The sequence below is a fragment of the Nonomuraea muscovyensis genome (assembly GCF_014207745.1).
Taxonomy (GTDB): domain Bacteria; phylum Actinomycetota; class Actinomycetes; order Streptosporangiales; family Streptosporangiaceae; genus Nonomuraea; species Nonomuraea muscovyensis.
Window position 1 is genome coordinate 1,837,583 of sequence record NZ_JACHJB010000002.1, and the last position, 23,504, is coordinate 1,861,086.

General features: G+C 72.3%; 24 protein-coding genes and 1 pseudogene. 7 read left to right on the top strand and 18 right to left on the bottom strand.

The genetic code is table 11. The features are described from left to right. Nucleotides 1-9: 9 nt before the first annotated feature. The 3 genes from FHU36_RS25265 to pgsA are packed head-to-tail and all read right to left on the bottom strand — an operon-like array spanning nucleotide 10 to nucleotide 2,644. Nucleotides 10-1,140, bottom strand: coding sequence for a glycosyltransferase family 4 protein (locus FHU36_RS25265; RefSeq protein WP_185086338.1), 1,131 nt, complete (start codon nucleotides 1,138-1,140; stop codon nucleotides 10-12). After that, nucleotides 1,137-2,045 (bottom strand): phosphatidylinositol mannoside acyltransferase, encoded by a 909-nt coding sequence (locus FHU36_RS25270; RefSeq protein ID WP_185086339.1) that lies wholly within the window; start codon nucleotides 2,043-2,045, stop codon nucleotides 1,137-1,139. Before FHU36_RS25270 ends, FHU36_RS25265 begins: the two co-directional genes overlap by 4 nt. Further along, a complete protein-coding gene (gene pgsA, locus FHU36_RS25275) occupies nucleotides 2,042-2,644 on the bottom strand; it encodes a phosphatidylinositol phosphate synthase (RefSeq protein WP_185086340.1) in 603 nt (200 codons plus the stop codon). Before pgsA ends, FHU36_RS25270 begins: the two co-directional genes overlap by 4 nt. Nucleotides 2,645-2,941: 297 nt before the next feature. On the opposite strand from pgsA, the gene FHU36_RS25280 reads away from it, so the two are divergent. Next, nucleotides 2,942-5,092 (top strand): elongation factor G-like protein EF-G2, encoded by a 2,151-nt coding sequence (locus FHU36_RS25280; RefSeq protein ID WP_185086341.1) that lies wholly within the window; start codon nucleotides 2,942-2,944, stop codon nucleotides 5,090-5,092. 120 nt (nucleotides 5,093-5,212) lie between these two features. Further along, a complete protein-coding gene (locus tag FHU36_RS25285) occupies nucleotides 5,213-6,775 on the top strand; it encodes a glycoside hydrolase family 10-like protein (protein WP_185086342.1) in 1,563 nt (520 codons plus the stop codon). A gap of 33 nt (nucleotides 6,776-6,808) precedes the next feature. On the opposite strand, the gene FHU36_RS25290 is transcribed toward FHU36_RS25285, so the two are convergent. Then, nucleotides 6,809-7,339, bottom strand: coding sequence for an HIT family protein (locus tag FHU36_RS25290; protein ID WP_312891805.1), 531 nt, complete (start codon nucleotides 7,337-7,339; stop codon nucleotides 6,809-6,811). A gap of 178 nt (nucleotides 7,340-7,517) precedes the next feature. Between FHU36_RS25290 and FHU36_RS25295 the strand changes: the two genes are divergently transcribed. From FHU36_RS25295 to hypF, 3 genes are read left to right on the top strand one after another with little or no spacing between them, the layout of a single operon-like run. Next, nucleotides 7,518-8,420: a HypC/HybG/HupF family hydrogenase formation chaperone gene (locus tag FHU36_RS25295; RefSeq protein WP_185086344.1), complete on the top strand. Its 903-nt coding sequence runs from the start codon at nucleotides 7,518-7,520 to the stop codon at nucleotides 8,418-8,420. Continuing rightward, nucleotides 8,417-9,106 carry a D-sedoheptulose-7-phosphate isomerase gene (locus tag FHU36_RS25300; protein WP_185086345.1) on the top strand — a complete coding sequence of 230 codons (690 nt, stop codon included), beginning with the start codon at nucleotides 8,417-8,419 and terminating at the stop codon, nucleotides 9,104-9,106. Before FHU36_RS25295 ends, FHU36_RS25300 begins: the two co-directional genes overlap by 4 nt. Beyond that, nucleotides 9,103-11,364 carry a carbamoyltransferase HypF gene (gene hypF / locus FHU36_RS25305; protein WP_185086346.1) on the top strand — a complete coding sequence of 754 codons (2,262 nt, stop codon included), beginning with the start codon at nucleotides 9,103-9,105 and terminating at the stop codon, nucleotides 11,362-11,364. Before FHU36_RS25300 ends, hypF begins: the two co-directional genes overlap by 4 nt. A gap of 66 nt (nucleotides 11,365-11,430) precedes the next feature. On the opposite strand, the gene hypE is transcribed toward hypF, so the two are convergent. The 13 genes from hypE to FHU36_RS25365 all read right to left on the bottom strand — a co-directional run bounded on the left by hypE (nucleotide 11,431) and on the right by FHU36_RS25365 (nucleotide 21,632). Beyond that, a complete protein-coding gene (hypE, locus tag FHU36_RS25310) occupies nucleotides 11,431-12,561 on the bottom strand; it encodes a hydrogenase expression/formation protein HypE (RefSeq protein WP_185086347.1) in 1,131 nt (376 codons plus the stop codon). Then, complete coding sequence (gene hypD, locus FHU36_RS25315; protein ID WP_185086348.1) at nucleotides 12,558-13,685, bottom strand: hydrogenase formation protein HypD; 1,128 nt, start codon at nucleotides 13,683-13,685, stop codon at nucleotides 12,558-12,560. Before hypD ends, hypE begins: the two co-directional genes overlap by 4 nt. A 9-nt stretch (nucleotides 13,686-13,694) precedes the next feature. Beyond that, a complete protein-coding gene (locus FHU36_RS25320) occupies nucleotides 13,695-13,967 on the bottom strand; it encodes a HypC/HybG/HupF family hydrogenase formation chaperone (RefSeq protein WP_185086349.1) in 273 nt (90 codons plus the stop codon). Then, the gene (locus FHU36_RS25325) at nucleotides 13,945-14,310 is read right to left on the bottom strand and encodes a hydrogenase maturation nickel metallochaperone HypA/HybF (protein WP_185086350.1); all 366 of its coding nucleotides are present in this window, start codon (nucleotides 14,308-14,310) and stop codon (nucleotides 13,945-13,947) included. Before FHU36_RS25325 ends, FHU36_RS25320 begins: the two co-directional genes overlap by 23 nt. 6 nt (nucleotides 14,311-14,316) lie before the next feature. Continuing rightward, entirely contained in the window at nucleotides 14,317-14,424 is a 108-nt protein-coding gene (locus FHU36_RS46910; protein ID WP_376774154.1) for a DUF6893 family small protein, read from the bottom strand. Between the two features lie 11 nt (nucleotides 14,425-14,435). Then, nucleotides 14,436-15,359, bottom strand: a complete 924-nt coding sequence (locus FHU36_RS46515) for a hydrogenase maturation protease (protein WP_312891806.1) — start codon at nucleotides 15,357-15,359, stop codon at nucleotides 14,436-14,438. 17 nt (nucleotides 15,360-15,376) lie between these two features. After that, nucleotides 15,377-16,447, bottom strand: a complete 1,071-nt coding sequence (locus FHU36_RS25335; RefSeq protein WP_185086351.1) for a hypothetical protein — start codon at nucleotides 16,445-16,447, stop codon at nucleotides 15,377-15,379. Beyond that, entirely contained in the window at nucleotides 16,447-17,103 is a 657-nt protein-coding gene (locus tag FHU36_RS25340; RefSeq protein WP_221496567.1) for a DUF6084 family protein, read from the bottom strand. Before FHU36_RS25340 ends, FHU36_RS25335 begins: the two co-directional genes overlap by 1 nt. A 4-nt stretch (nucleotides 17,104-17,107) precedes the next feature. Then, nucleotides 17,108-17,332 carry a hypothetical protein gene (locus FHU36_RS25345; protein ID WP_185086352.1) on the bottom strand — a complete coding sequence of 75 codons (225 nt, stop codon included), beginning with the start codon at nucleotides 17,330-17,332 and terminating at the stop codon, nucleotides 17,108-17,110. A gap of 12 nt (nucleotides 17,333-17,344) precedes the next feature. After that, nucleotides 17,345-17,962 (bottom strand): DUF5947 family protein, encoded by a 618-nt coding sequence (locus FHU36_RS25350; RefSeq protein ID WP_185086353.1) that lies wholly within the window; start codon nucleotides 17,960-17,962, stop codon nucleotides 17,345-17,347. A gap of 272 nt (nucleotides 17,963-18,234) precedes the next feature. Next, nucleotides 18,235-18,771 carry a NifU-related iron-sulfur-binding protein gene (locus tag FHU36_RS25355; RefSeq protein WP_185086354.1) on the bottom strand — a complete coding sequence of 179 codons (537 nt, stop codon included), beginning with the start codon at nucleotides 18,769-18,771 and terminating at the stop codon, nucleotides 18,235-18,237. A gap of 7 nt (nucleotides 18,772-18,778) precedes the next feature. Further along, nucleotides 18,779-20,572 (bottom strand): nickel-dependent hydrogenase large subunit, encoded by a 1,794-nt coding sequence (locus FHU36_RS25360; RefSeq protein ID WP_312891807.1) that lies wholly within the window; start codon nucleotides 20,570-20,572, stop codon nucleotides 18,779-18,781. 16 nt (nucleotides 20,573-20,588) lie between these two features. Next, nucleotides 20,589-21,632 (bottom strand): NADH-quinone oxidoreductase subunit B family protein, encoded by a 1,044-nt coding sequence (locus FHU36_RS25365; RefSeq protein WP_185086355.1) that lies wholly within the window; start codon nucleotides 21,630-21,632, stop codon nucleotides 20,589-20,591. A gap of 169 nt (nucleotides 21,633-21,801) precedes the next feature. Between FHU36_RS25365 and FHU36_RS46915 the strand changes: the two are divergent. Both FHU36_RS46915 and FHU36_RS44835 read left to right on the top strand, forming a co-directional pair. Continuing rightward, nucleotides 21,802-21,933 (top strand): annotated as a pseudogene (locus FHU36_RS46915) (hypothetical protein); the annotation flags it as partial. A gap of 74 nt (nucleotides 21,934-22,007) precedes the next feature. Further along, entirely contained in the window at nucleotides 22,008-22,211 is a 204-nt protein-coding gene (locus FHU36_RS44835; protein WP_185086356.1) for a hypothetical protein, read from the top strand. Between the two features lie 934 nt (nucleotides 22,212-23,145). Here the strand turns inward: FHU36_RS44835 and FHU36_RS25380 are convergent. After that, entirely contained in the window at nucleotides 23,146-23,499 is a 354-nt protein-coding gene (locus FHU36_RS25380) for a hypothetical protein (protein ID WP_185086357.1), read from the bottom strand. Nucleotides 23,500-23,504: the final 5 nt, after the last annotated feature.

The window sequence follows — 23,504 nt, forward strand, 5'->3', positions numbered from 1 at the left end:
CGCCGCGCGTCACAGGTCCTCCTCCACGCGGCCGGCGCCGCCCGCGGTCACCGTCTCGTAGACCCGGACCACGTCGCGCGCCACCGTCGACCAGTCGTACTTGCGGACCGCGACCAGCGCCTCCTCGGCCAGCTTGGCCCGCCGGTCCGGCTCGTCGAGCAGCGCGGCGGCCTCACGCGCCAGCGAGGCGGCGTCGCCGTTGGCGAACAGCGCCCCGGCCTGGCCGTCGCCGAGGACCTTGCGGAAGGCCGGGATGTCGCTGGCCAGCACGGTCGCGCCCGAGGCCATGGCCTCGGCGAGCACGATGCCGAAGCTCTCGCCGCGGGTGTTGGGCGCGCAGAAGACGTCGACCGAGTGGTAGGCGCGGATCTTGTCGGCCTCGCTCACCATGCCGAGCACGGTGACCCGGTCGTGGAACTTCTTGGGCACCCGGTCGTAGACGTCCTTGGCGTCACCGGGACCGGCGATCAGCAGCTTCAGGCCGGGCCGCTCGGGGGCAAGCAGGGCGAAGGCGTCGAGCAGGATCGGCAGGCCCTTGCGCTCCTCGTCCATCCGGCCGAGGAAGCCGAGCGTGGCCCCGTCGGGCCCCCAGCCGTCGAGCGGCTCGGCCTCGGCGTAGCGGGCCACGGTCACGCCGTTGGGGATGAGCACGGTGTCGCCGCCGAACTGCTCGACGAGGCTCTTGCGCGCGGCGTCGGAGACGGCGATGCGCCCGCTGAGCTTCTCCAGGGCGCTGCGCAGCAGCGGCTCGGCGACCGCGATGGCCCGCGAGCGCACCCACGAGGCGTGGAAGGTGGCCACGATCGGGCCCCTGGCGGCCCAGCAGGCGAGCACGCCGAGGCTCGGCACCAGCGGCTCGTGGATGTGCAGCACCTCGAAGTCGCCGTCGCGCACCCAGCGCCGCACGCGGGCCGCCGACAGGAAGCCGAACGACATGCGCGCCACCGACCCGTTGTACGGCACGGGCACGGCCCGGCCGGCCCCGACCACGTACGGGGGCAGCTCGTCGTCGTCGGCCGCGGGCGCGATCACGGACACGTCGTGGCCCTGGGCCATCAGCGCCTGGGCCAGGTCGTCGATGTGCTGCTTGACCCCGCCGGGCATGTCCCAGGAGTAGGGGCAGACGATGCCGACCTTCATCGGGTCAGGTCCTCCAGCCAGAGCCGCTGCAGCATGTGCCAGTCCTCGGGGTGGTCGGTGATGCCCTTCTCGAAGACGTGGCTCAGGCCCTGCGCCATGGCGGCCACCTTCTCCTGCCGGCCGCCCTCGGCCGGCAGCGGGATCTCCTCGTGGATCTCGATGCCCCAGTCGTCGCCCGCGAAGTAGACCGTGGCGGGCAGCAGCGCCGCTCCGGTCTGCACGGCCAGCAGGGCCGGGCCGGCGGGAACCTTGGTCCTGGCGCCGAAGAAGTCGACCTCGACGCCGCTCTTGGTCAGGTCGCGCTCGGCTGGCAGGCAGACGACCCCGCCCCGTCGTACGCGCATGGCGAGGGCGGCGAAGGTGTGCCCGTCGCCGCCCGTGAGCGGCAGCACCTCCATGCCGAGGCCCTCGCGGAAGGCGACGTAGCGGCGGAAGAGCGTCTCCGGCCGCAGGCGCTCGGCGACGGTGGCGAACGGGTGGCCGACGGCGACCAGCCAGGCGCCCGCGGCGTCCCAGTTGCCCATGTGCGGCAGCGCGAGCACCACTCCCCTGCCGGAGGCGACGGTGTCGTGGATCAGCTCGGCGCCCCGCACCCGGGTGCGCCGGACGATCTCCTCGGGCCTCAGGGACGGCAGCCGGAAGATCTCCTCGAAATAGCGGAAGTAGGAGCGCATGCCGGCCCGGGACAGCTCGCGCAGCTCCGGCGAGCCGGGGTCGAGGCCGGTCACCCGGGCCAGGTTGGACTCCAGGCGGCGCACCGACTTGCCGCGCCGCGCCCACACCCGGTCGGCGCCCAGGCGGAAGGCCCCGCGGGTGAGCCGGGGCGGCAGCAGGGGCACCAGCTTCCAGCCCGCCGCGAAACCCGCGGCGACCACGCGATCGGTGACGGACGGCTTGTCGCTCATCGTTCCCTCGTCTGCCGGTGGACATGGACCACGCGCTGCACCACCGTGACGGCGCTCGCCGCCGCCAGCAGCCACATCCCCGCGGGCAGCACGTACGGCACGCCCAGCCCGGCGAGGAAGGTGGCCACCAGCACCACCACCAGCCGCTCGGGCCGTTCGGCCAGGCCCACGTCGCAGGTGAGCCCGAGCCCTTCGGCCCTGGCCTTGGCGTAGGACACCAGGGTGCCCGCCACCAGGCAGAACAGGGCGACCGCGGCCATCAGCACGTCGTCACGGGAGATGAAGAACAGGATAAGCCCGGAGAAGATCGCCGCGTCGGCGACCCGGTCGAGCGTGGAGTCGAGGAACGCCCCCCAGGTGCTGCCCCCCTTGCCGCCGAGGCGGGCGACCACCCCGTCGAGCAGGTCGAACAGCACGAACACCGTGATGACCAGGGCGCCGGCGGTCAGCAGCCCCAGGGGGAACAGGACCAGGGCCGACACGACGGTGCCGAGGGTGCCGATCGCCGTGACGGCGTTGGGGCCGATACCGCGGCGGACCAGGGCCCTGCCAAGCGGGGTGAATATCCGGGTCATGGCCGGGCGCAGGAGTTTGAGCATCGCGGTCCGATCGTAGGCCATCCCGCGCCCGGCGACTTTCTTTGCCTCCGCCCTCTTGTGATATCCGCCACACGGGTATTTGGTGAACACACCGCGTCCATGCGGTGTCCACGCTGATCCGTGCGTATATGTACGGGTTCGTGTGGGTTCATACGGGTCCTCGCGGCCCCTGTGCACCCTCCGCGCGGGCGCGGCGTTGGAACCTCAACCGACGAAACGGGAGAGGAGACCGGGCCGGGTGTCTGGTTGCAGGCGCCCGAGCCGAGGCCGCCTCGTCCCACGAGGAGCGGAGGCGTTGTGGCGGATAAGAACCTCGGCGGGGCCACGGGAGCCGCGGGCAGGGCGCCCGCGGCCGGCAGTGCGGACGCGATACGCAATGTCGTGCTGGTCGGCCATTCGGGAGCGGGCAAGACCACCCTCGTCGAGCACCTGCTCGCCGCGACCGGCACCGTCCAGCGGCCGGGACGGGTGGAGGACGGCAACACGGTCAGCGACTTCGACGAGGTCGAGGTACGCCAGCAGCGGTCGGTCAACCTCTCGCTGGCCCCGCTGACGCACAACAGCATCAAGATCAACCTCCTCGACACCCCCGGTTACGCCGACTTCGTGGGCGACCTGCGCGCCGGGCTGCGCGCGGCGGACGCCGCCCTGTTCGTCGTGTCCGCCGTGGACGGCGTCGACGGGCTCACCCAGATGCTGTGGGAGGAGTGCGCCCAGGTCGGCATGCCCCGCGCCGTCGTCATCACCAAGATCGACCACCAGCGCGCAGACTTCGACGAGGTGCTCACCTCCTGCCAGGACGCCTTCGGCGACGGCGTGGCCCCCCTCTACCTGCCGGTGGTCACCAACGGCAACGTCAACGGCCTCATCGGGCTGCTGTCGCAGAAGTTCTTCAACTACGCCACCGGCACCCGTACGGAGAAGGAGCCGGGAGCCGAGTACGAGGCGCGGATCGAGGAGTACCGCGGCGCCCTCATCGAGGGGATCATCCAGGAGAGCGAGGACGAGTCGCTCATGGACCGCTACCTCCAGGGCGACCCGATCGACACCAAGGTGCTCATCGACGACCTGGAGAAGGCCGTGGCCCGCGGCAGCTTCTACCCGGTGCTGTGCACGGGCGCGGGCGCCGGCCACGGCATCGGGATGATCGAGCTGCTGGAGCTGATCACGCAGGGCTTCCCGGCCCCGCTCGAACACCCCATGCCCGAGATCACCACTGTCGACGGCACGCCGGTCGACGGCATCACCTGCGACCCCGACGGCCCCTTGGTGGCCGAGGTCGTCAAGACCACCAGCGACCCGTACGTGGGCCGCATCAGCCTGGTCCGCGTCTTCTCCGGGACGTTGCGCCCCGACATGACCGTGCACGTCTCCGGGCACGGCCTGGCCGACCGCGGCCACGAGGACCACGACGTCGACGAGCGCATCGGCACCCTCACCTGCCCGCTGGGCAAGCAGCAGCGGCCCATCGCCAAGGGCGTGGCCGGCGACATCCTGGCGGTGGCCAAGCTGTCGCGGGCCGAGACGGGCGACACGCTGTCGGAGGTGGACCGGCCGCTGCTGATGACGTCCTGGACGATGCCCGACCCGCTGCTGCCCGTGGCGATCCGGGCCAAATCCAAGGCCGACGAGGACAAGCTGTCGCAGGCACTGGCCCGGCTGGTGGCCGAGGACCCGACGCTGCGCCTGGAGAACAACGCCGAGACCCGCCAGCTCGTGCTGTGGTGCATGGGCGAGGCCCACACCGACGTGCTGCTCGACCGGCTCGCCAAGCGCCACGGCGTCGAGGTGGAGCGGGTCGAGCTGCGGGTGCCGCTGCGCGAGACGTTCGGCGGCCGATGCCAGGCGATGGGCCGCAACGTCAAACAGACCGGCGGGCACGGCCAGTACGCCATCTGCCACCTGGAGGTCGAGCCGCTGCCGTCCGGCGGCGGGTTCGAGTTCGTCGACCGGATCGTCGGCGGGGTGGTGCCCCGCCAGTTCATCCCGTCCGTCGAGAAGGGCGTGCGGGCCCAGATGGAGCGCGGCGTGGCCGCCGGCTACCCCATGGTCGACGTCCGGGTGACGCTGTACGACGGCAAGGCCCACTCGGTCGACTCCTCCGACATGGCCTTCCAGATCGCCGGCCAGCTCGCGCTCAAGGAGGCCGCCGGCAAGGTCCCGACGCTGCTGCTGGAGCCGGTGGACGAGCTGTCGGTGCTGGTGGCCGACGACTACGTGGGCTCGGTGATGTCCGACCTGTCGTCGCGGCGCGGGCGGGTGCTCGGCACCGAGCCGGTGGGCACCGGCCGCACGCTGGTCAAGGCCGAGGTCCCCCAGCTGGAGATCACGAGGTACGCGATCGACCTGCGGTCCATGTCGCACGGCACCGGCACCTTCCAGCGCACCTTCCTGCGCTACGAGCCGCTGCCGGCGCACCTGGCGGGCAAGATGGCGACCACCGAGTAGACCCCTCGGGCGTGCCGGCACCCGCCCGGCACGCCCGGCGCAACCTTCACGCAAGCATCACGAACCGATTTCGTTCTTCTGGTCAGAGCACGTCAAGTGCGGTGTCACACTGGGGACATTATGCGAACCGGACGCCCTCTGATCGCCGCCGCCACCTTGGCCGTCCTGACCACCGGCGCCGCCTTCCTGTTCGGCCCCGGAGGCGCTGAGACGTCGGCCTCGGGATCCACGACCAAGAAGCGGGCCACGCCCGCGGTCGCCGCCGCGCAGTGCGTCGCCGACGCGCGCCACCCCAAGCGGCAGTTGCGCGGCGTCTGGATCGCCACGGTCAAGAACATCGACTGGCCCTCGCGCACCGGCCTGGCCGTCGACCGGCAGAAGGCCGAGTACGTCAAGATCCTCGACGCGGCCGTCAAGCGCCGGCTCAACGCCGTCTTCGTGCAGGTGCGCCCGGCTTCCGACGCGCTGTACAAGTCGTCGCTGGAGCCGTGGTCGGAGTACCTGACCGGCACGCCGGGCAAGGACCCTGGCTGGGACCCGCTGCCGTTCCTCGTCGCCGAGGCGCACAAGCGGGGGCTGGAGTTCCACGCCTGGTTCAACCCCTACCGCGCCGCCCACGACGCCGACCTGTCGCGGCTGCCCGCCTCGCACCCGGCGCGGCGCAACCCCGGCTGGATCGTCCGCTACGGCGACCGGATCTACTACAACCCGGGCCTGCCGCAGGTGCGCGAGCACGTCACCAAGGTCGTCACCGACGTGGTGCAGCGCTACGACGTCGACGGCATCCACTTCGACGACTACTTCTACCCCTACCCCGAGCCCGGCCGCACGTTCGACGACCGGGCCGCCTTCGCCAAGCACGGCAAGGGCAAGAGCCTGCCGGCCTGGCGGCGGTCCAACGTCAACACCCTGATCGCCCAGGTCGACAAGGCCGTCCACGCGGCCAAGGGGCACGTCAAGTTCGGCGTCAGCCCGTTCGGCATCTGGCGCAACAAGGCCCAGGACCCGACCGGCTCGGCCACCTCGGGCATGTCGGCCTACGACGCGATCCACGCCGACGCGCGGGCCTGGGTCAAGGCCGGCACGGTCGACTACGTGATGCCGCAGCTCTACTGGCCCCGCGGGTTCCGGGCCGCCGACTACAGCGCGCTGGTGCCGTGGTGGGCCGGCGAGGTCAAGGGCGGCGACGTCCACCTCTACATCGGGCAGGCCCTCTACCGGGTCGGCGCCACCGACGACAAGGCGTGGACCAAGCCGGGCGAGCTGCCCGCGCACCTGACACTCAACCGCAAGTTCAAGCAGGTCGACGGCGACGTCTACTTCAGCGCCAAGAACCTGCTGGCCAACCCGCTGGGCGCGATGGACCGCATCGTCAAGGAGCACTACTCCCGCCCGGCGCTGCTGCCGCTGATGAAGGAGCGGGGCGGCTCCGCCCCGCCCGCTCCCGCCGGGGTCAAGTCCGCCGGCCCGAAGCTGACCTGGAACGCCACGCCGGGCGCCCGGTCGTACGCGGTCTACCGGCTGCCGAAGTCGGGCGAGGACTGCCACACCACCGACGCCCGCGATCTGGTGGCGGTGGTCTCCAGCCCGTCGTTCGGCGCCGCCTCGCCGGGCACCTACCTGGTGACCGCCCTCGACCGGCTGCACCACGAGAGCAAGCCGGCCACGGTCAAGGTCGGCTAGCGGCCCGGCGGCGCCGGGCCGGGTGGGCGGCGGTCAGTCCCAGGCGTCGGCGAGCAGCGCGCGGGTGTCGCGCAGGAGCTGCGGCAGCACCTTCGTCCGCGCCACCACCGGCATGAAGTTGGTGTCGCCGCCCCACCGGGGCACCACGTGCTGGTGCAGGTGGGCGGCGATGCCGGCGCCGGCCACCTGGCCGAGGTTCATGCCGACGTTGAAGCCCTGCGCGCCGCTCGCCTTGCGCAGCGCCCGCAGCGAGCGCTGGGTGAACTCCCCCAGCTCCGTCAGCTCGGCCCGGTCGAGCTCGTCGTAGCCGGAGACGTGGCGGTAGGGCACGACCATGAGGTGGCCGGAGTTGTAGGGGTAGAGGTTGAGCACCGCGTACACGTGCTCGCCCCGGGCGACGATCAGGCCGTCCTCGTCGCTCATCTTGGGGATGGCGTCGAACGGGCAGCCGTCGTCGGGGCCGGTGCCGGTCGGCTTGCCCTCGCCCTTGATGTAGGCCATGCGATGCGGGGTCCACAGCCGCTGGAAGTCGTCGGGCTCCCCTGCTCCTGCCTGATCGTGCATATCTAGCAGCATAGAGCCGGGTACCGGCCGGGATGACGGTGAACGCCCATCCCGGCGGCACCGTCGCCGGGGTGGAAAACCTGTCCCAACATTGACCAAACGCCGCCTGATGAGATCCGGGTCCCGCGACGCCTCCGGTGGAGCATGGCAGCGAAGGCAGCCGGCACCGGGGGGCGCGATGGCAGGGGTTCGGGCGCGGACGACGTCCCTTCTCAAGGAGGCGGCCGCGCGCCGCGCCGGGCCCGGCCGGGCGCTCGTCGAGGACGCCGGGCTGGTCGTCCGCGCGGCGATCGACATGGCGGCGCGCTTCCGTCGCGGGGGCAGGCTGCTCGCCTTCGGAGCCGGCGCGGCCGCGACCGACGCCGGGCACCTGGCGGTCGAGTTCACCCATCCCGTGATCGTGGGCAAGCGGGCCCTGCCGGCGATCTCGCTGGCCAACGACGCCTCTCTGGTGAGCGGCATCGCGGTGTCCCGGGGGTACGGCGCGGTGTTCAGCACGCAGGTGCGGATGCTCGGCCGGCCGGAGGACGTCGCGGTGGGCTTCGCCGTCGACGACCGGTGCGGCGACGTGCTGGGCGCGTTCGCGGCGGCCCGGCAGCTCGGCATGCTGACCGTGGCACTGGTGGACGGAGCGCTGGTGGACGGAGCGCTGGTGGACCGGACGCTCGTGGACGGGACGCTCGTGGACCACGTGCTGGACGCGCGGTGCGCGGATCCCCGGATCGCCGGGGAGGCGCACATGACGACCTACCACCTGCTGTGGGAGCTGGTCCACGTCTTCCTCGACGATCCCGGCCTCCTGGACGAGCCCGATCTCCGCGGCGAGCGCGGGCTCCGCGCCGATCCGGGTCCGGCGCGTCCGGCGCCGTACGGTTGTGACGCCGATGCCACGTGCGTCACCTGCGCGGACACGGCGGTCCCGGTGCACGTCACCGAGTTGCGGCCGGGCGGCCTGGCCGTGGTCGACACGGGCGGCGGCACCGAGGAGATCAGCGTGGCACTGGTCGAGGCCCGGGTCGGCGACACCGTCCTGGTGCACGCCGGGGAGGCCATCGCGGTGCTCGGCGGTGACGCCTCGTGAGCGCCGGCTACCCGTTCGCGGCACCCGGCCGCGACACGACTCGCGAGGAGCTGGTCCGCTCCACCGCGGCGAAGGCCGCGGAGAGCCTCGATCTGCGTCTCCAGGTGCTCGAACGGTTCGGCCCGTCGCTGGTCGCCTGCGCCGGCGCGATGGCGGCCGCGTTCCGGGCCGGCGGCACGCTGCTGGCGTTCGGCAACGGCGGCAGCAGCACCGACGCGCAGTCCGTGGCCCAGCTCTTCCTGACGCCCGGCCGGGGCGGGCGCCAGCTTCCGGCGATCTCGCTGACCGGGGACTCCGCGCTGCTGACCGCCCTCGCCAACGACGTGCACTTCGACGTGGTCTTCGCCCGCCAGTTGGCCGCCCTCGGCCGCCGCGGCGACATCGCCGTGGCCCTGTCGACCAGCGGCGGCTCGGCCAACGTCCTGCAGGGGCTGCAGGCGGCCAGGCGCGCGGGCATGGTGACCGTCGGCTTCGCCGGCTCGGGCGGCGGCCGGATGGCCGGGGAGGCGCTCGCCGACCACCTGTTCGTCGTCCCGTCGTCGTCGGTGCACCGCATCCAGGAGGCGCAGACCACGCTCCGCCACGTGCTGTGGGAGCTGGTGCAGCACGAACTGGCCGGGACTGGCTCGGACAGGGCGGGATCGGACAGGGCGGGATCGGACAGGGCGGGATCGGACAGGGCATGACGGGGCCGGTCCGGTCGAGGATCCGGGTCGAGGGGATCGTCCAGGGTGTCGGCTTCCGGCCGTTCGTGCACGCGCTGGCCGCCCGGTACGGGCTGACCGGGCTGGTCGGCAACGATTCCGGCGGGGTGTTCATCGAGGCGGAGGGCCCGGCGGCCGCGGTCGGCGCGCTGGTCGAGGAGGTCCGCCACCGGGCGCCCGCGCTGGCCGTCGTCGAACGGGTCAGCGTGACCCCGGTGCCGCCGACCGGAGCGCACGGGTTCGAGATCGTGCCCAGCGTGGCCGGTGCGGCGACGCGGGCCGTCGTCCCCGCCGACGTCGCGACCTGCGCGGACTGCCTGGCGGAGCTGTTCGACCCGGCCGACCGCCGTTACCTGTACCCGTTCGTCAACTGCACGAACTGCGGGCCCCGGTTCACGATCGTCACGGCCGTGCCGTACGACAGGGCCGTGACGACGATGGCCGGGTTCGCCATGTGCGCCGCGTGCGAGAGGGAGTACCGCGACCCTCGCGACCGGCGCTTCCACGCCCAGCCGATCTGCTGCCCCGGCTGCGGCCCGTCCCTCGCGCTGACCGCGCCCGACGGCGCGCGGATGGCCGGTGATCCCGTCACGGAGGCGGCGGCGTTGCTCGCGGGCGGAGCCGTGCTGGCCGTCAAGGGCCTCGGCGGCTACCACCTGGCCGTCGACGCGGCCGACGAGGCGGCCGTCGCGAGGCTGCGGGCCCGCAAGGGGCGGCCGGACAAGGCGTTCGCCGTGCTGGCCGCCGACCTGGCCGCCGTCCGTGAGCTGTGCGTGGCCGGCGAGGACGCGGCCCGCCTGCTGACCGGGCCGCGGGGGCCCATCGTGCTGCTGCCCCGCCGCGCCGGTGCGCCGGTGGCGCCGTCGGTGGCGCCGGACAGCGGCGAGCTGGGCGTGCTGTTGCCGTACACGCCGCTGCACCACCTGCTCGCTCGCCGGCTCGGCCGGCCGTACGTGCTGACCAGCGGCAACGTGTCAGACGAGCCGATCGCGCACGACGACGCCGACGCCCGGCGGCGGCTGGGCGCGATGGCCGACGCGTTCCTGTCCCACGATCGGGCGATCCGGGCGCCCGCCGACGACTCCGTCGTCCGGCTGTTCCGCGGCACGGCGCTGCCCGTCCGGCGGGCCCGCGGGTACGCGCCCGAGCCGTTCGCGCCGCCCTGGCCCTTCCCCCGTCCGGTGCTGGCCTGCGGGGCGGAGCTCAAGAGCACGTTCTGCCTGGCCAGGGGACGACACGCGGTCGTCTCTCAGCACCTCGGCGACCTGGAGAGCTACCGGACGCTGCGCGCGTTCACCACGGAGATCGGCCGCTACCGGCGGCTGCTCGGCATCGAGCCCGAGGTCGTCGCGCACGACCTGCACCCGGAGTACCTGTCCACGAAGTACGCCCTCACGCTCGACGGCGTGGACCTGGTCGGCGTCCAGCACCACCATGCCCACATCGCCTCCTGCCTGGCCGACAACGGGGAGGCCGGGCCGGTCATCGGCGTCGCGTTCGACGGGACGGGCTACGGCGCCGACGGCACGATCTGGGGCGGCGAGCTGCTGGTGGCCGACCTGGCGGGCTTCGACCGGGCCGGGCACCTGGAGCAGGTGCGGATGCCGGGCGGCGTCACGGCGATCCGCCAGCCGTGGCGGATGGCGGCGGCCTTCCTGCACGCCGCGTCGGTGCCCGCCGAGGGGCTCGGCGTGGCCCGCCGCAACGCCGCCGCCTGGCCGGCCGTGTCCGCGCTCGCCGCCGCCGGCGGCCCCTCCGCGCCCGTCACGTCGAGCGCCGGGCGGCTGTTCGACGCGGTGGCCGCGCTCCTCGGCGTCCGTGACACCGTGACATACGAGGGACAGGCCGCGATGGGGCTGGAGCAGCGGGTGGACCCGGGTGTCGGGGACGGCTACCCGGTCACCGTGACCGGCCCGTCGCCGGTGCTGATCCGCAGCACCGACCTCGTGCGGGGCGTGGCCGAGGATCTGCGGCGGGACGTGCCGGCGGGTGTGGTGGCGGCGCGGTTCCACCACGGGCTGGCCGGCGCGGTGGCGGCGGCGGTCCGTCTGGTCGCCGGGGCCACGGCGCTGGACACGGTGGCCCTGTCCGGTGGGGTGTTCGGCAACACGGTGCTGCTCGGCGGCGTGGCCGACCGGTTGCGCGGCGACGGGTTCCGGGTGCTGACGCACCGGCGCGTCCCGTGCAACGACGGCGGGATCAGCCTCGGCCAGGCGGTCGTCGCGGCCGCCCGCCGCTGATCCCCCCGCACCGCGGCGGACGCGGCTCCGGGCCGGAGCGCGGGTCCCGGCCGGAGTGGTGTGCGGTCAGCAGATGCGCGGGAGCGGGTCGCCGACGAGCACGTCGACGATACGGGTGCCGCCGAACGCCGTGCGCAGCAGCACGAGCCCCGGCGGGTCGTCCCGTATCGTGCCGACGATCGCCGCGCCGGCGCCCAGCGGGTGCCGGCGCAGCGCCTCCAGAGCGCGACCGGCGTGCGCCCCGTCGACGACCGCGACAAACCGGCCCTCGCAGGCGACGTACAGCGGGTCGATGCCCAGCAGCTCGCACACGCCCGTCACCTCGGGCCGCACCGGCAGGGCCTTCTCCTCGACCACCACGGCGACCCGGGAGGCCGCGGCCACCTCGTTGAGTATGGTGGCCACCCCGCCCCGCGTGGCGTCGCGCAGCGTCCTGACATGTCCGGGCAGCGCGTCCAGCAGGGCGGACACGATGCCGTGCAGGGGCGCGGTGTCGGACACGATGGGCGACTCCAGGTCGAACTCGCCGCGCGCCACCATGATCGCGGCCCCGTGGTCGCCCATCGGGCCCGACACGATGACCGCGTCCCCGGGCCGCGCCCCGGAGGCGGACAGCTCCACGGGGCGCTCCACGACGCCGACGCCGGTGGTGGTGATGTAGCAGCCGTCCGCCTTGCCGCGCTGGACCACCTTGGTGTCGCCGGTGACGATCGACACGCCCGCCGCCGCCGCGGCCGCCGCCATCGAGGCGACGATCCGCCGCAGGTCGGCGACGAGGAACCCCTCTTCGAGGATGAACCCGGCGGCCAGGTAGCCGGGCCGGGCCCCGCACATCGCCAGGTCGTTGACGGTCCCGTTGACGGCCAGGTCGCCGATGTCCCCGCCGGGGAAGAACAGCGGGGAGACCACGAACGAGTCGGTGGTGAACGCCGTCCGCGCGTCGCCGAGCCGCAGCGTCGCGCCGTCCTCCAGCGGGGCGAGCAGCGGGTTGCCGAACTCCTCCAGGAACACCGCCTGGATCAGCGTCTGCGTGGCCCGGCCGCCCGAGCCGTGCGCGAGCGTGATGCGTTCCTCCTTGACGACGGCCTTGCGCCGCCTGACCCGGTCGATGCGGTCGAGGACCTGCTCCTCGCGGGTGCGGTGCGGGCTGCCGGGAGCGCCCCATTCCGCCCGGTCGGCTGCGGGTTCGGACGTCATGACCGGGTCGCCTCCTTCACCCGTTCGCGGTCGAATCGGCCGAAGTTGTAGTACGCGGCGCAGGCGCCCTCGGAGGAGACCATGCAGGTCCCGATCGGCGTCTCCGGTGTGCAGGCCGTGCCGAACACCTTGCACTCCCACGGCTTGAGTACGCCCTTGAGCACCTCGCCGCACTGGCAGGCCTTGGGGTCGGCGACCCGGACCCCCGGCAGGTCGAAGATCCGCTCGGCGTCGAACTCCGCGTACGCCTCGGCCAGGCCGAGCGCCGACTGGGAGATGAAGCCGAGGCCGCGCCACTCGAAGTGCGGCCGCAGCCGCATGACCGTGCCGATGGCGTTCATGGCCGTGCGGTTGCCGTCCCACGGCACCACCCGGGCGTACTGGTTGTCCACCTCGGCGCGGCCCTCGGCGAGCTGGCCGAGGAGCATGTGGACCGACTGGAGGACGTCGAGCGGCTCGAAGCCGGCGACCACGAGCGGCTTGCCGTAGTCGCGGGCGATGAACTCGTACGGCCGGCAGCCGATCACGGCCGAGACGTGGCCGGGGCCGATGAAGCCGTCCAGCCGCTGGTCGGGCGAATCCAGGATGGCCTTGATCGCCGGGATGATGAGGACGTGGTTGCAGAAGACGGAGAAGTTCCCGACACCTTCGGCGGCTGCCCGCAGCACGGTCATCGCGGTCGAGGGGGCGGTGGTCTCGAAGCCGATGGCCATGAACACCACCCGCCGGTCGGGGTTCGCCTTGGCGATCTTCAACGCGTCGAGCGGTGAGTACACCATGCGGATGTCGGCGCCGGCGGCCTTGGCCTCGAGGAACGACCCCCGCCCGCCGGGCACGCGCATCATGTCGCCGAACGACGTCATGATCACGTCCGGCTGGGAGGCGATGTGGACGGCGTCGTCCACCCGACCCATCGGGATCACGCACACGGGGCATCCGGGGCCGTGGACGAGGGTCACCTCCCGGGGAAGGTGGTCCTCCAGCCCGTGCTTGTAGATCGTGTGGGTGTGCCCCCCGCACACCTCCATGAACGTGTAGCGGCGCCCCGGCTCGCACCGGGCGGCGATGCCGGCGGCCAGCGTCCGCGCCTTGCCGCCGTCGCGGTACTCATCGACGAACCGCACGGGTCCCCCTCATGTGATGTCCGATTCCCTGAGCGCGTCGAGCTCGTCGTCGTAGGCCGTGCCGAGCCCTTCCAGGTAGTCGAGCACGGCCTGCGCCTCCGACTCCGAGATCTTCGACAGGGCGAATCCCACGTGGACGAGCACCCAGTCGCCGACCCCCAGGTCCTCCTCGGTCAGGAGGGCCACGTTGATCCTGCGGCGCACGCCGCCGACGTCCACGACCGCCAGGTCGGGGTTGTCCTCGTCGGCCGCGACCAGCTCACCGGGGATTCCCAGGCACATCGGCCCGCTCCTCCCCGAAGTCGATCGACTCCAGGACCAGCTCGTCGCCGCCGGAGACGGCCACGTCCGCGCTGCCGCACCGCTGGCAGACGGCGAGCACGTCCAGGGACTCGCTCCGCGCGCCGCAGGAGTGGCAGGTGACCGTCAGGGGTGTGACGACGAGCTCGACCGAGGCGTCCTGCGCCAGGGTGCCCGCCGCGGCGAGTGCGAACGCCTGGTCGAAGGCCTCGCCGACGACGGCATGGCGGGTGCCGACGCGCACCCGCGCGGCCGTGATCCGCCTGCCGGCGGCGCGTTGCCCGATCAGCTCGACCAGACCTTCGCACATTCCGATCTCATGCATGGGGCGCTACATCCGTTTCATCTTCATGTACCGGTGGATCTCCGGCCATTGGTGGACGATGATCGCGACCAGCCCACAGGTCACGATCAGCCCTGCCACGTGCGACTTCCTCATGCCATGTCACCTCATTCCGTGCTCCGGGGCCGGGAGCCGGGCCCGGCACTTTCCGCAATCATGTCCATCACCAGGCGGGCGGCTTGGCCGGCCGCCGCGCGCACGGGTTCGCTCAGTTCGACGAGCACGTCCTCGTCCGCGCCTCCCGTCAGCACCGTGGCCGGCTCGCAGCACACCACGATCACCCGGCCGGGGACCCGGCCGAGTTCGCCTGCCAGCCGCAGGACCCTGACCGGGTCCATCCCGTGGGTCTCGACGGTGGCCGCGCCGAGGCTCGCGGCGCTGTCCGGCGTGTCGGCCTCCAGCACGGTCAGCGTGCCCGGCGGCTCCCCCCGGGGGGCGGCGTCGACGAGGATGGCCAGGTCGTAGTCGCGCTGCAGGGCGTAGACCAGGTCCATGCCGCGGATGCCGAAGTCGGTCACGTCCACGCCGGCGGGCAGCTCCGTTCCGGCCAGGCGGCGGACCACCTCGACGCCGAAGCCGTCGTCGCCGAGGAAGATGTTGCCGAGCCCCGCGACGAGGATCCGGACGCGGCCCGGCCCGGTGTCCGGGTCCAGCGGCTCGACCTCCTCCGCCGTGTAGAAGAACCGGTGTCCGGGCATGCGGGCCTCGCCCAGGTCGCGACCCGGGTCGTCGTCCACGATGACCGCCAGGTGGAAGGCGCCCCCGTCGTCCTGCTCGATCGACTCGACGACGGCGGTCCGGCCGTCGAGGAGGAGGTCCAGCATGTCGGCCCGGCCGGCGGCCGGCCGCAGCCGGACCCGGCTGCCCGCGCGCACCGGCACGCCGGCGACGACCACCTCCTCCGGGCCGCGCCGCTCCATCCGCGTCCAGAAGTCCGCCTCCCCCGGACCTGGCGGGCGTGCGTGAGCGCTGCCGGGTGCGGGGCCGAGGGGTGTCCAGGAGGCCCACGTCTCGGGGCCGGGTCGTTCCACGGAAGGGTCCTTCTCCTTCATGTCGTCGGCTCCGGGCAGGTCCCCGGCTCTGCACGGACCGGTTCTGCACGGACCGCCGGGTCGGTGCGGATCGCCGGGTCGGTGCGGACGATGCCGTGCAGGCGCATGAGCTGCTCGGGTGTGAGCGCCTGGCACCGTTCGAGGATCTCCCGCCCGCGCGGGTCGCCGTCGCGGATCTCGCGCTTCTCCTCGTCGCTCAGCGCCAGCACGCTCAGCGTGAGGAGCTGGTCGATCTCGGTCGCGTCGAAGAGGTCGCCGGGGCTCTCCGGCGCGACGCGCGGGTGGTCGTACAGGATGATCGGCGCCGACAGCATCGTGTGCCCCTCGCCTTCGGGGCCGGCCAGCACCGGCCAGGTGCCCACGTTGCGACAGCCGGCCGCGGCGGCGCGCAGTTCCTCCGGCGGGTCCATGAGCGACACGAACCGCCCGCCCGTCGTGTGCAGCACGCTGTGGGCGGCGACGAAGGTGTGCCGCATCGCCTCGGCGCGGGCGTCACCGTGCCAGGGGGTGGTGTTGACCACCCGCACCGTGAGCCGCAGGACGCCCGGCTCCAGTTCCTCGGCGTGTGCGTCGACGTGACCGCGCAGCGCCTGCCGCGAGCGCAGCACCGCGCCCGCCCGCCGCCCCGCCTCGTCGGTCAGCCACTCGGTCTCCCGCCCGGCGGGCACGCCGATCGGGGTGCGGTGCGCCTCGCCGAGCAGCGCGCCGAGGCGAAGCCCGCACGCGGCCACCTCCTGTTCCACGGCCTCCTCGCGCGGCCGGAAGCGCCGCTCCCCCACCGTCAGCTCGGGCACCGGGTCGAGCCCGTCGGCCGTGCAGCGGGCGACCTCGCTCGCGACGAGGTGCAGGAAGCGCACGCGCACGTCCACCGTGTCGGCCGGGCCCGCCTCGATGAGGCACTGGGTCTGCGTGAGCCACGGGTTTCCGTCGTGCGCCCTGCCGTAGGGCTCGGGGTGCACGCCGCCGATCGTCCAGCGGTGCTGGTTCTTCAGCGCCGACTGGCGGTACGGCCACAGCAGGTAGCCCTCGTACAGCACGGCCCGCGCGATCCGGCGCAGCTCGTCCATCAGCCGCCGCCCTCCTTCAGCAGTCGGCCGACCACGTCGTCCCAGCCGGGCAGGACGTGGCGGATCCGGTAGGCGTGGAGCCGGTCGAAGGTGTCGCGGCCCAGCCGCAGCCACGCACCGCCCGGGAAGTGGCGGTCCATCACGTCCTTCCACACCGCCACCGGCATGCGGAAGTCCGCCTCGGTGTCCCACGGGATGCGGGTGGCCCGCAGCCGGCCGTCGGCCAGGTACCACGTGGTGCCGCCGAAGAGGAACTCCAGCGGCACGTCGCCGCCGGTGAGGCCGTGGAAGTACTTGGCCACCGCCACCTCGAAGTCGTAGGTGCACGGCACCCGGATGGTCGCCACGGTCTCCGCGCCGAAGGCGGGAACCTGCGTGACCGTCTGCGCCCACAGCAGGCTGCGCAGGTTCCGGCTCCACGCCTCGGGCCCGCCGAACAGCTCGGCGAGCCGCTGCCGGCTCGGCTCGTCGTAGGCGCGGCGGGCGGCCGAGATGCGGATCTGGGTGTCGAGGGTGACCGAACGCACCTCGGGACCGTCCGGATTGGTGATCCTGAGCGCGAACTCCAGCATCGGCACGGCCGCGAACTCCGCCGCCCGCACCCCCTCGACCGCCATCCGCAGGGCCGGGGCGCCGGCCGTCGTCACGTCGTCCACAGGATCAGGCCGGCGAGAGGTTGGGCATGTCGGGGTCGATCGGGTCGCGGTCGGCGGCGTTGATGCCGGTGGAACGCGCGGCGGTCGACCGGGCGTCGGGCAGGTGGCCGACCTGCTTGTCGTAGTTGCCGCACGCGTTGCCCTCGTTGATGCCTCTGACGTGCGAGGGGGTGTCCGGGCGGACGTCCCGTCTGCCCGTCTTGATGTGGTCGCCGTCCTTCTTGGTCATCGTGGCATCCCCTCAGGTGCGAAGCGGGTGGTCGGCCGAGGTCGCGGTCCTGGACCTGCGGCGCAGCTCGGTGAAGAAGTCGGTGATCTCGTTCCAGACGTCCGGCCCGCCCGCGAGGCCCTTCCAGTGGGTCCGGAGCAGGCCGACCAGGGTGTAGCAGTCGTCGACGGGCACGAGCCAGTGTTCCCGGGCGGCGCCCGTCCGGTTCACCAGCAGGGCTTCGACGTCGGGGGCGAGCCCCCGCAGGACCGGGTTGGCCTCCTCCAGGCGCTGCCAGGTCGCCTCCTCCAGCGGCGACTCGACGGCGCCCGCCGGGCTGGGGTAGAACAGCGCCGTCCGTCCCGCCGCCGAGTCGCGCAGCGCGAACGCCATCTGGACGGGGATGTTCAGGTCCGCCCAGGTGGTGTCGTCGAGGACGAAGTCCCGCAGCAGCCGCCGGTCGTCCGGCACCAGGCGATAGCGCTCGCCGCCCGCGGCGGCGTGGTCGAACAGCACGGCGCAGGCGCGGCAGGCACAGCGCAGCTCGCGGTCGGCCAGGTCGAGCAGGTGCCGGTGGGCCGTCCCCGCGGGCGCGGCGCACAGCTCGCACAGCTCTTCGCCGGCACCCGGAGCGCCGGCGCCCGACGACACCGATCCCGATCCCGAGGCGGCCGACCCCGAAGAGGCCGGGACCGTCGCGTGTCCGGGCGTCGCATGTGCAGGCGTCGCATGTGCGGGCGTCGCGTGTCCAGGCGTCGCGTGTGCTGGCGTCGCGTGTGCTGGCGTCGTCTGCCGGACGATGAACCGGCGCAGCGTGCGGCCGGCGATTCCGCCGCCGGCCGGGGCCGGTCCCGCGCCACCCGCGGCGCTGCCCCGAGGGGCGCCCGTCGCGCCGCCCGAAGCGCCGTCGTCGCAGGCCGGCCTCACGCCGGGGCCCCGGGCCGGTCGCGCGCGGGTGCCCGGCGCAGGCTCTCGACCGGGATCACGACGGGCGGCGGTGCGCTCTCCTCGACGTCGATCTCGACCCGTTCGATCTCCGGCGCGGCACGCCGTACCGCCTCCTCCAGGATCGCGGGCAGCGCCGCCGCGGAGGAGCCGCAGCCTCCCCGGCGCGGCCGCAACCGCAGCCGGGCGAGGTCGCCCTCGACCGCCACGACCTCCGCGCTCGCGCCGCCGAGCCGCCCGCGCAGGCCGGGCAGGGCCCGGGCGATCCGGGTGGGCGCGTCCAGCGGGTGCAGGTCGTGCAGCAGCAGCAGGTGCGCGACCAGCTCGTCGGAGGCAATCCGTTCGGGCAGCCCGTCGTCGCCCGGGGCCGCGCGGACCGTGGCCATGATCCTCGACAGCACCTCCCCGTACAGGTCGAGCAGCGCCTCGGCCAGCTCCACGGCGTGGCCGTCGGCGGCGCCGTCGAGCAGGGCCTCGACCCTGCGCACCCGTTCGGTCACATCACGGTCGTCCATGGCGGCCCTACCCCGAGACGCTCGTGCCGAGGGTGGGCGAGTGCACCTGCTTGAGCACCCTGCCGCCACCGAGGTACATGTGGACGCCGCACGGCAGGCACGGGTCGAAGCTGCGCACGGTGCGCATGATGTCGATGCCCTTGAACGTCTCGGGGCCGTTCTCCTCGAAGATGGGCAGGCCCTGCACGGCGTCTTCGTACGGCCCCGGCGTGCCGTAGCTGTCGCGCGGGCTCGCGTTCCACGGGGTCGGCGGGTACGGGTGGTAGTTGGCGATCTTGCCCTCGCGGATCACCAGGTGGTGCGACAGGACGCCCCGGACCGCCTCGTGGAAGCCGGCGCCGATCGCCTCGTCCGGGACCTCGAAGTCGGTGAAGACCTTGGTGCGCCCGGCCCGGACCTCGCCCAGCGCCTGCTCGACGAAGTAGAAGGCCATCGCGGCCGCGTAGGCGACGAAGTACATGCGCGCCCGGTTGCGCTCGATCGTGTTGGCCCATTTCGGAATCTGCCACTCGAACTGTATGTCCGGGAAGGCCGCGCTCTTGGGCAGGTTGATCTGCACGCTGTGCCCGGTGGCGCGGACGGTGCCGGTGTCGACGAGCCCGGCCAGCGCCGTGGCCCAGAGCCGCGCCAGCGGCCCGCCGCCGGTGTCGAGGGCGAGGTAGTCGGCGGTGCGCTCGTCGTACCAGCGTGGGCTCATGACCCAGCTGTAGTTGCCGCCGTCCAGGTCGCGTCGCTGCGGCTTGGGCAGCGTCGTCTGATTCCACGGATGGCGCTGGTCGACCGGGTTGCCGAGCGGGTCGTGGGTGACGAAGGTCTCCTCGCCCTGCCAGTCGTCGTAGTAGGAGCTGCCCAGCAGGATCCGGATGCCCAGGTTGATGTCCACGAGGTTGGTGGTGCGCAGCTCGCCGTCGAGCACGATGCCCGGCGTGACGAACATCCGCCTGCCCCACTCGTTCATGGTGCGGTAGTCGTAGTCGACCACGTCCGGGTCCTGGAACGCGCCCCAGCACCCCAGCATGACGCGACGCCGGCCGACCTCCTCGTAGCCGGGCAGCGCCTCGTAGAAGAAGTCGAACACGTCGTCGTTCATCGGCACCGCGCGCTTGATGAAGTCGACGGTGCGCAGCAGGCGGACCAGGTAGTCGGTGAACACCTGCGGGGTGGCCACGGTGCCGACGCCGCCCGGGTAGAGGGTGGACGGGTGCACGTGCCGGCCCTCCATCAGGCAGCACATCTCCCGGGTGAGCCGGCTGACCTGCAGGGCCTCACGGTAGACGTCGCCGGTGAACGGGTTGAAGGCCCGCATGATGTCGGCGATGGTCCGGTAGCCGTGGATGTCGCCGCGTGGCGCCTCGGTCGTCTCGGCCCGCCGCAGCAGGCCGGGGTTGGTCTCCTTGACCATCTGCTCGCAGTAGTCGACGAAGACCAGGTTGTCCTGGAAGAGGGTGTGGTCGAACATGTACTCGGCGGCCTCGCCGAGGTTCACGATCCACTCCCCCAGCGGCGGGGTCTTGACCCCGTAGGCCATGTTCTGCGCGTAGATCGAGCAGACGGCGTGGTTGTCGCCGCAGATGCCGCAGATGCGGCTGGTGATGAAGTGGGAGTCGCGCGGGTCCTTGCCCTTCATGAACACGCTGTAGCCGCGGAACAGCGACGAGGTGCTCTTGCACTCCACGACCTCGTTGTTCTTGAAGTCGATCTTGGTGTAGATGCCCAGGTTGCCGATGATCCTGGTGATCGGGTCCCAGGACATCTCCACGAGCTGGCGCGTGTCCTGCTCCTGTGGTGATCGGATGGTCACGTCGGCGATCCCCCTTCTAGGCCCGCCAGCGGGGGTCGTATCCGCTGGTGAGTTTCGCGCCCCGGTGGCGCCACTTCGGCTCGGTGTTGACCGTCTTGTTGGTGATGGCGCGCAGGCGCCGGACGAGGCCGCCGTAGACGGACGTCATGCCCGCCGACAGGGTCCCGCCGGGCGGCTGGTCCATGAACGGCATGAACTTGTCGGGGAAGCCGGGCATCGTGCAGCCGATGCAGATGCCGCCGACGTTGGGACAGCCGCCGATGCCGTCCATCCAGCCGCGCTTGGTGACGTTGCAGTTGACGACCGGCCCCCAGCAGCCGATCTTGACCTGGCACTTCGGCGAGTTGTAGTCATGGGCGAAGTCGCCCTGTTCGTAGTAGCCGGCCCGGTCGCACCCCTCGTGCACGGTCTTGCCGAACAGCCAGGTGGGCCGGAGCTGCTTGTCGAGCGGGATCATCGGGGCCAGCCCGGCCGCCTGGTAGAGCAGCCACGTCAGCGTCTCCATGAAGTTGTCGGGCTGGACGGGACAGCCGGGCACGTTGACGATGGGCAGGCCGCCGGCGGAGCGGAAGTCCGGTCCGAGGTAGTCGGCCAGCCCCATGCAGCCGGTCGGGTTGCCGGCCATGGCGTGGATGCCGCCGTAGGTGGCGCAGGTGCCCGCCGCGACGACGGCCCACGCCCCCGGCGCGAGCCGGTCGATCCACTGGTTGACGGTGATGGGCTGGCCGGTCACCGGGTCGTTGCCCATCGACGTCCAGAAGCCGTCGCCGTTGATGTTCTCGTTGGGGATGGACCCCTCCATCACGAAGATGTACGGCCCGAGCCGGCCCTCGGCCGCCTGGTGGAAGGCGGCCATGAACTCGCTGCCCACCTCGGTGGCCAGGACCTTGTTGTGCAGGTGCACCTTCGGCAGCCCGGGCACGAGCCCGAGGAGGACCTCCTCGATGCTCGGCAGCGTGGCGGCCGTGACGGACACGGTGTCCCCGTCACAGCTCATGCCTTCGGACGTCCACAGGATGTGCACCTCGTCCAGCCCGGTTTCCGGCTTGACTGCGCTCATGGCCTTCGCCCCCTTGTCGGCCCCTTGTCGGCCCGGCATCGCCTCGGCGTCGGCGCGCACGGGTCGCGCCCGGTGCGCCGACAGGTAGTGAAGCGACTACTCTCCGTAAGAGTTACCGTCCCGGCGAAGGGCGCAAACCATTCCAACGGCGCCGCAACCCACACGGGCGCTGCGACGCTCCGGAGTCGCCGACAGGTCGGAGGCGGGGCCGCCCTGCGGGTCGGGGAGGGCCGGCCGGGGGGGCGGCGGGGCGGCTGCTCGCGCTTTCGCCCGCCATGGCTACGCCTCCGGGACCACCGACCGGATAGCCGAGGAGGCCGGGCTGTCCATCGGATCGCTCTATCAGACTTCCCGAACAAGGACGCGATCCTGGTCGTGCTCGCGCGGGCGCGTCTGGAGCAGACGGCCGAAACGGTACAGGCCGTACTGGCTGAGCCACGTCCGCTGTCGCTGTCCCAGTGGCTGCCGGTGGCCACGATCGAGTCGCTCGTCCACCGTTTCGTCGGACATATACCCAACCTCGACGCGGCCGCACTCGACGAGGAAATCATCACGATCGTGACCCGCTATTTGAGCTGACGCGATCGCCCAGAGAACGCGACCCAGCTCAGCAACCTTGAACGATCGGTTATGGAGCTTCTCGGTGATTGATGAGTCCGTGCTGCCGTTGGTAGTGGCGGCGGCGGACGCGAGCTTGGTGCCATCGTCGCCAACGCGACCAACGCAGATAATGCTCGCCGGGATGCAGACGAGCGTGGAGGCGGCGGATCTCGTTGACGGTGAGCGGGATCAGCTCCTCCCGCTCCTGGATGCTCCAGCGGATTCAGGCGACGCGCAGCAGGCGGGTGGCGCGACCGGACCGGCGGCCCGGCACCGGTAGTGCCGATTATCCGCGTAAAGGCACTTATATACGAGCCACAATGCGCCACTTCAGCGGTCGGACGGCCGGTGACCTCAGTAATCAAATAATCAATAAACCTTCTCCGAGGGGTGCCGAATTCAGCGTTGACTCTGGTCACAGAGCCGGAGAAACCTTGACCCTTTGCCGGGAAAATGCTTAGTTTCTCCTGAAGGTCACCCAGATCAAGACGGGAACGGCCATGGCGCTCACCCGGATATTTCGCCTGCCCGAAAATCGGCTGACAGGCTTCGTGTCACCATCACGCCCGGTCGAAACGAATCTTCGGGAAGGGGTCGCCGCCTTTGGCGAAGGTTATGACCGAGCACTCACCGGTGATGTGGACGTCAGCGACTTGCCACCCCACCCTCACCCCTTCGACGGCGCCGCCACGAGCTGCACCCTGCTGGACACGATCACCCTGAGCAACAGCCGGCGGCTGCGGGCCCTGACGGAGAGGACGGGAGGTGCATACGTCCACCTGATCCACGCCGGCGCCGGCCCGGCCCGGCTCGTCGCCCGCGGACGGCAGACGATCGCGTGCATGCACCGCGACACCGCCGGCGCGCTCACCCCGACCGAGATCCCCGGACCGCGCAGGCGAGCGCTCGACCGCTACTCCCCCATCTCGGCAGCCTGGGAGGACCGACCTGTGGATCTGCGGATCGCCACGGCACTGCCCGGCTGCGCCGTCGTGAAAGCCGCCAACTGCCGGTCCGCCCGATGGATCGCCACCCACACCCGCTCGCCCACCCTGGTGACCGTCCCCATCGCGGGCGACGACCCCGCCGCCAGGCTGCTCGTCACCACGTTCTGCAAGACGCTGGGCGTCGAAACCGCCGACGCCGGGCCGCCGGCCAACAGCCGGTGCTTCGAAAGCCTCACCGAGCTGCCGCTGTGCATCGACGCCGGCGCGGTCGGCGTGCGGCTCGTGCCCGCGGCACAGGCGTCCACCACCGGAGAAACCACCGTGA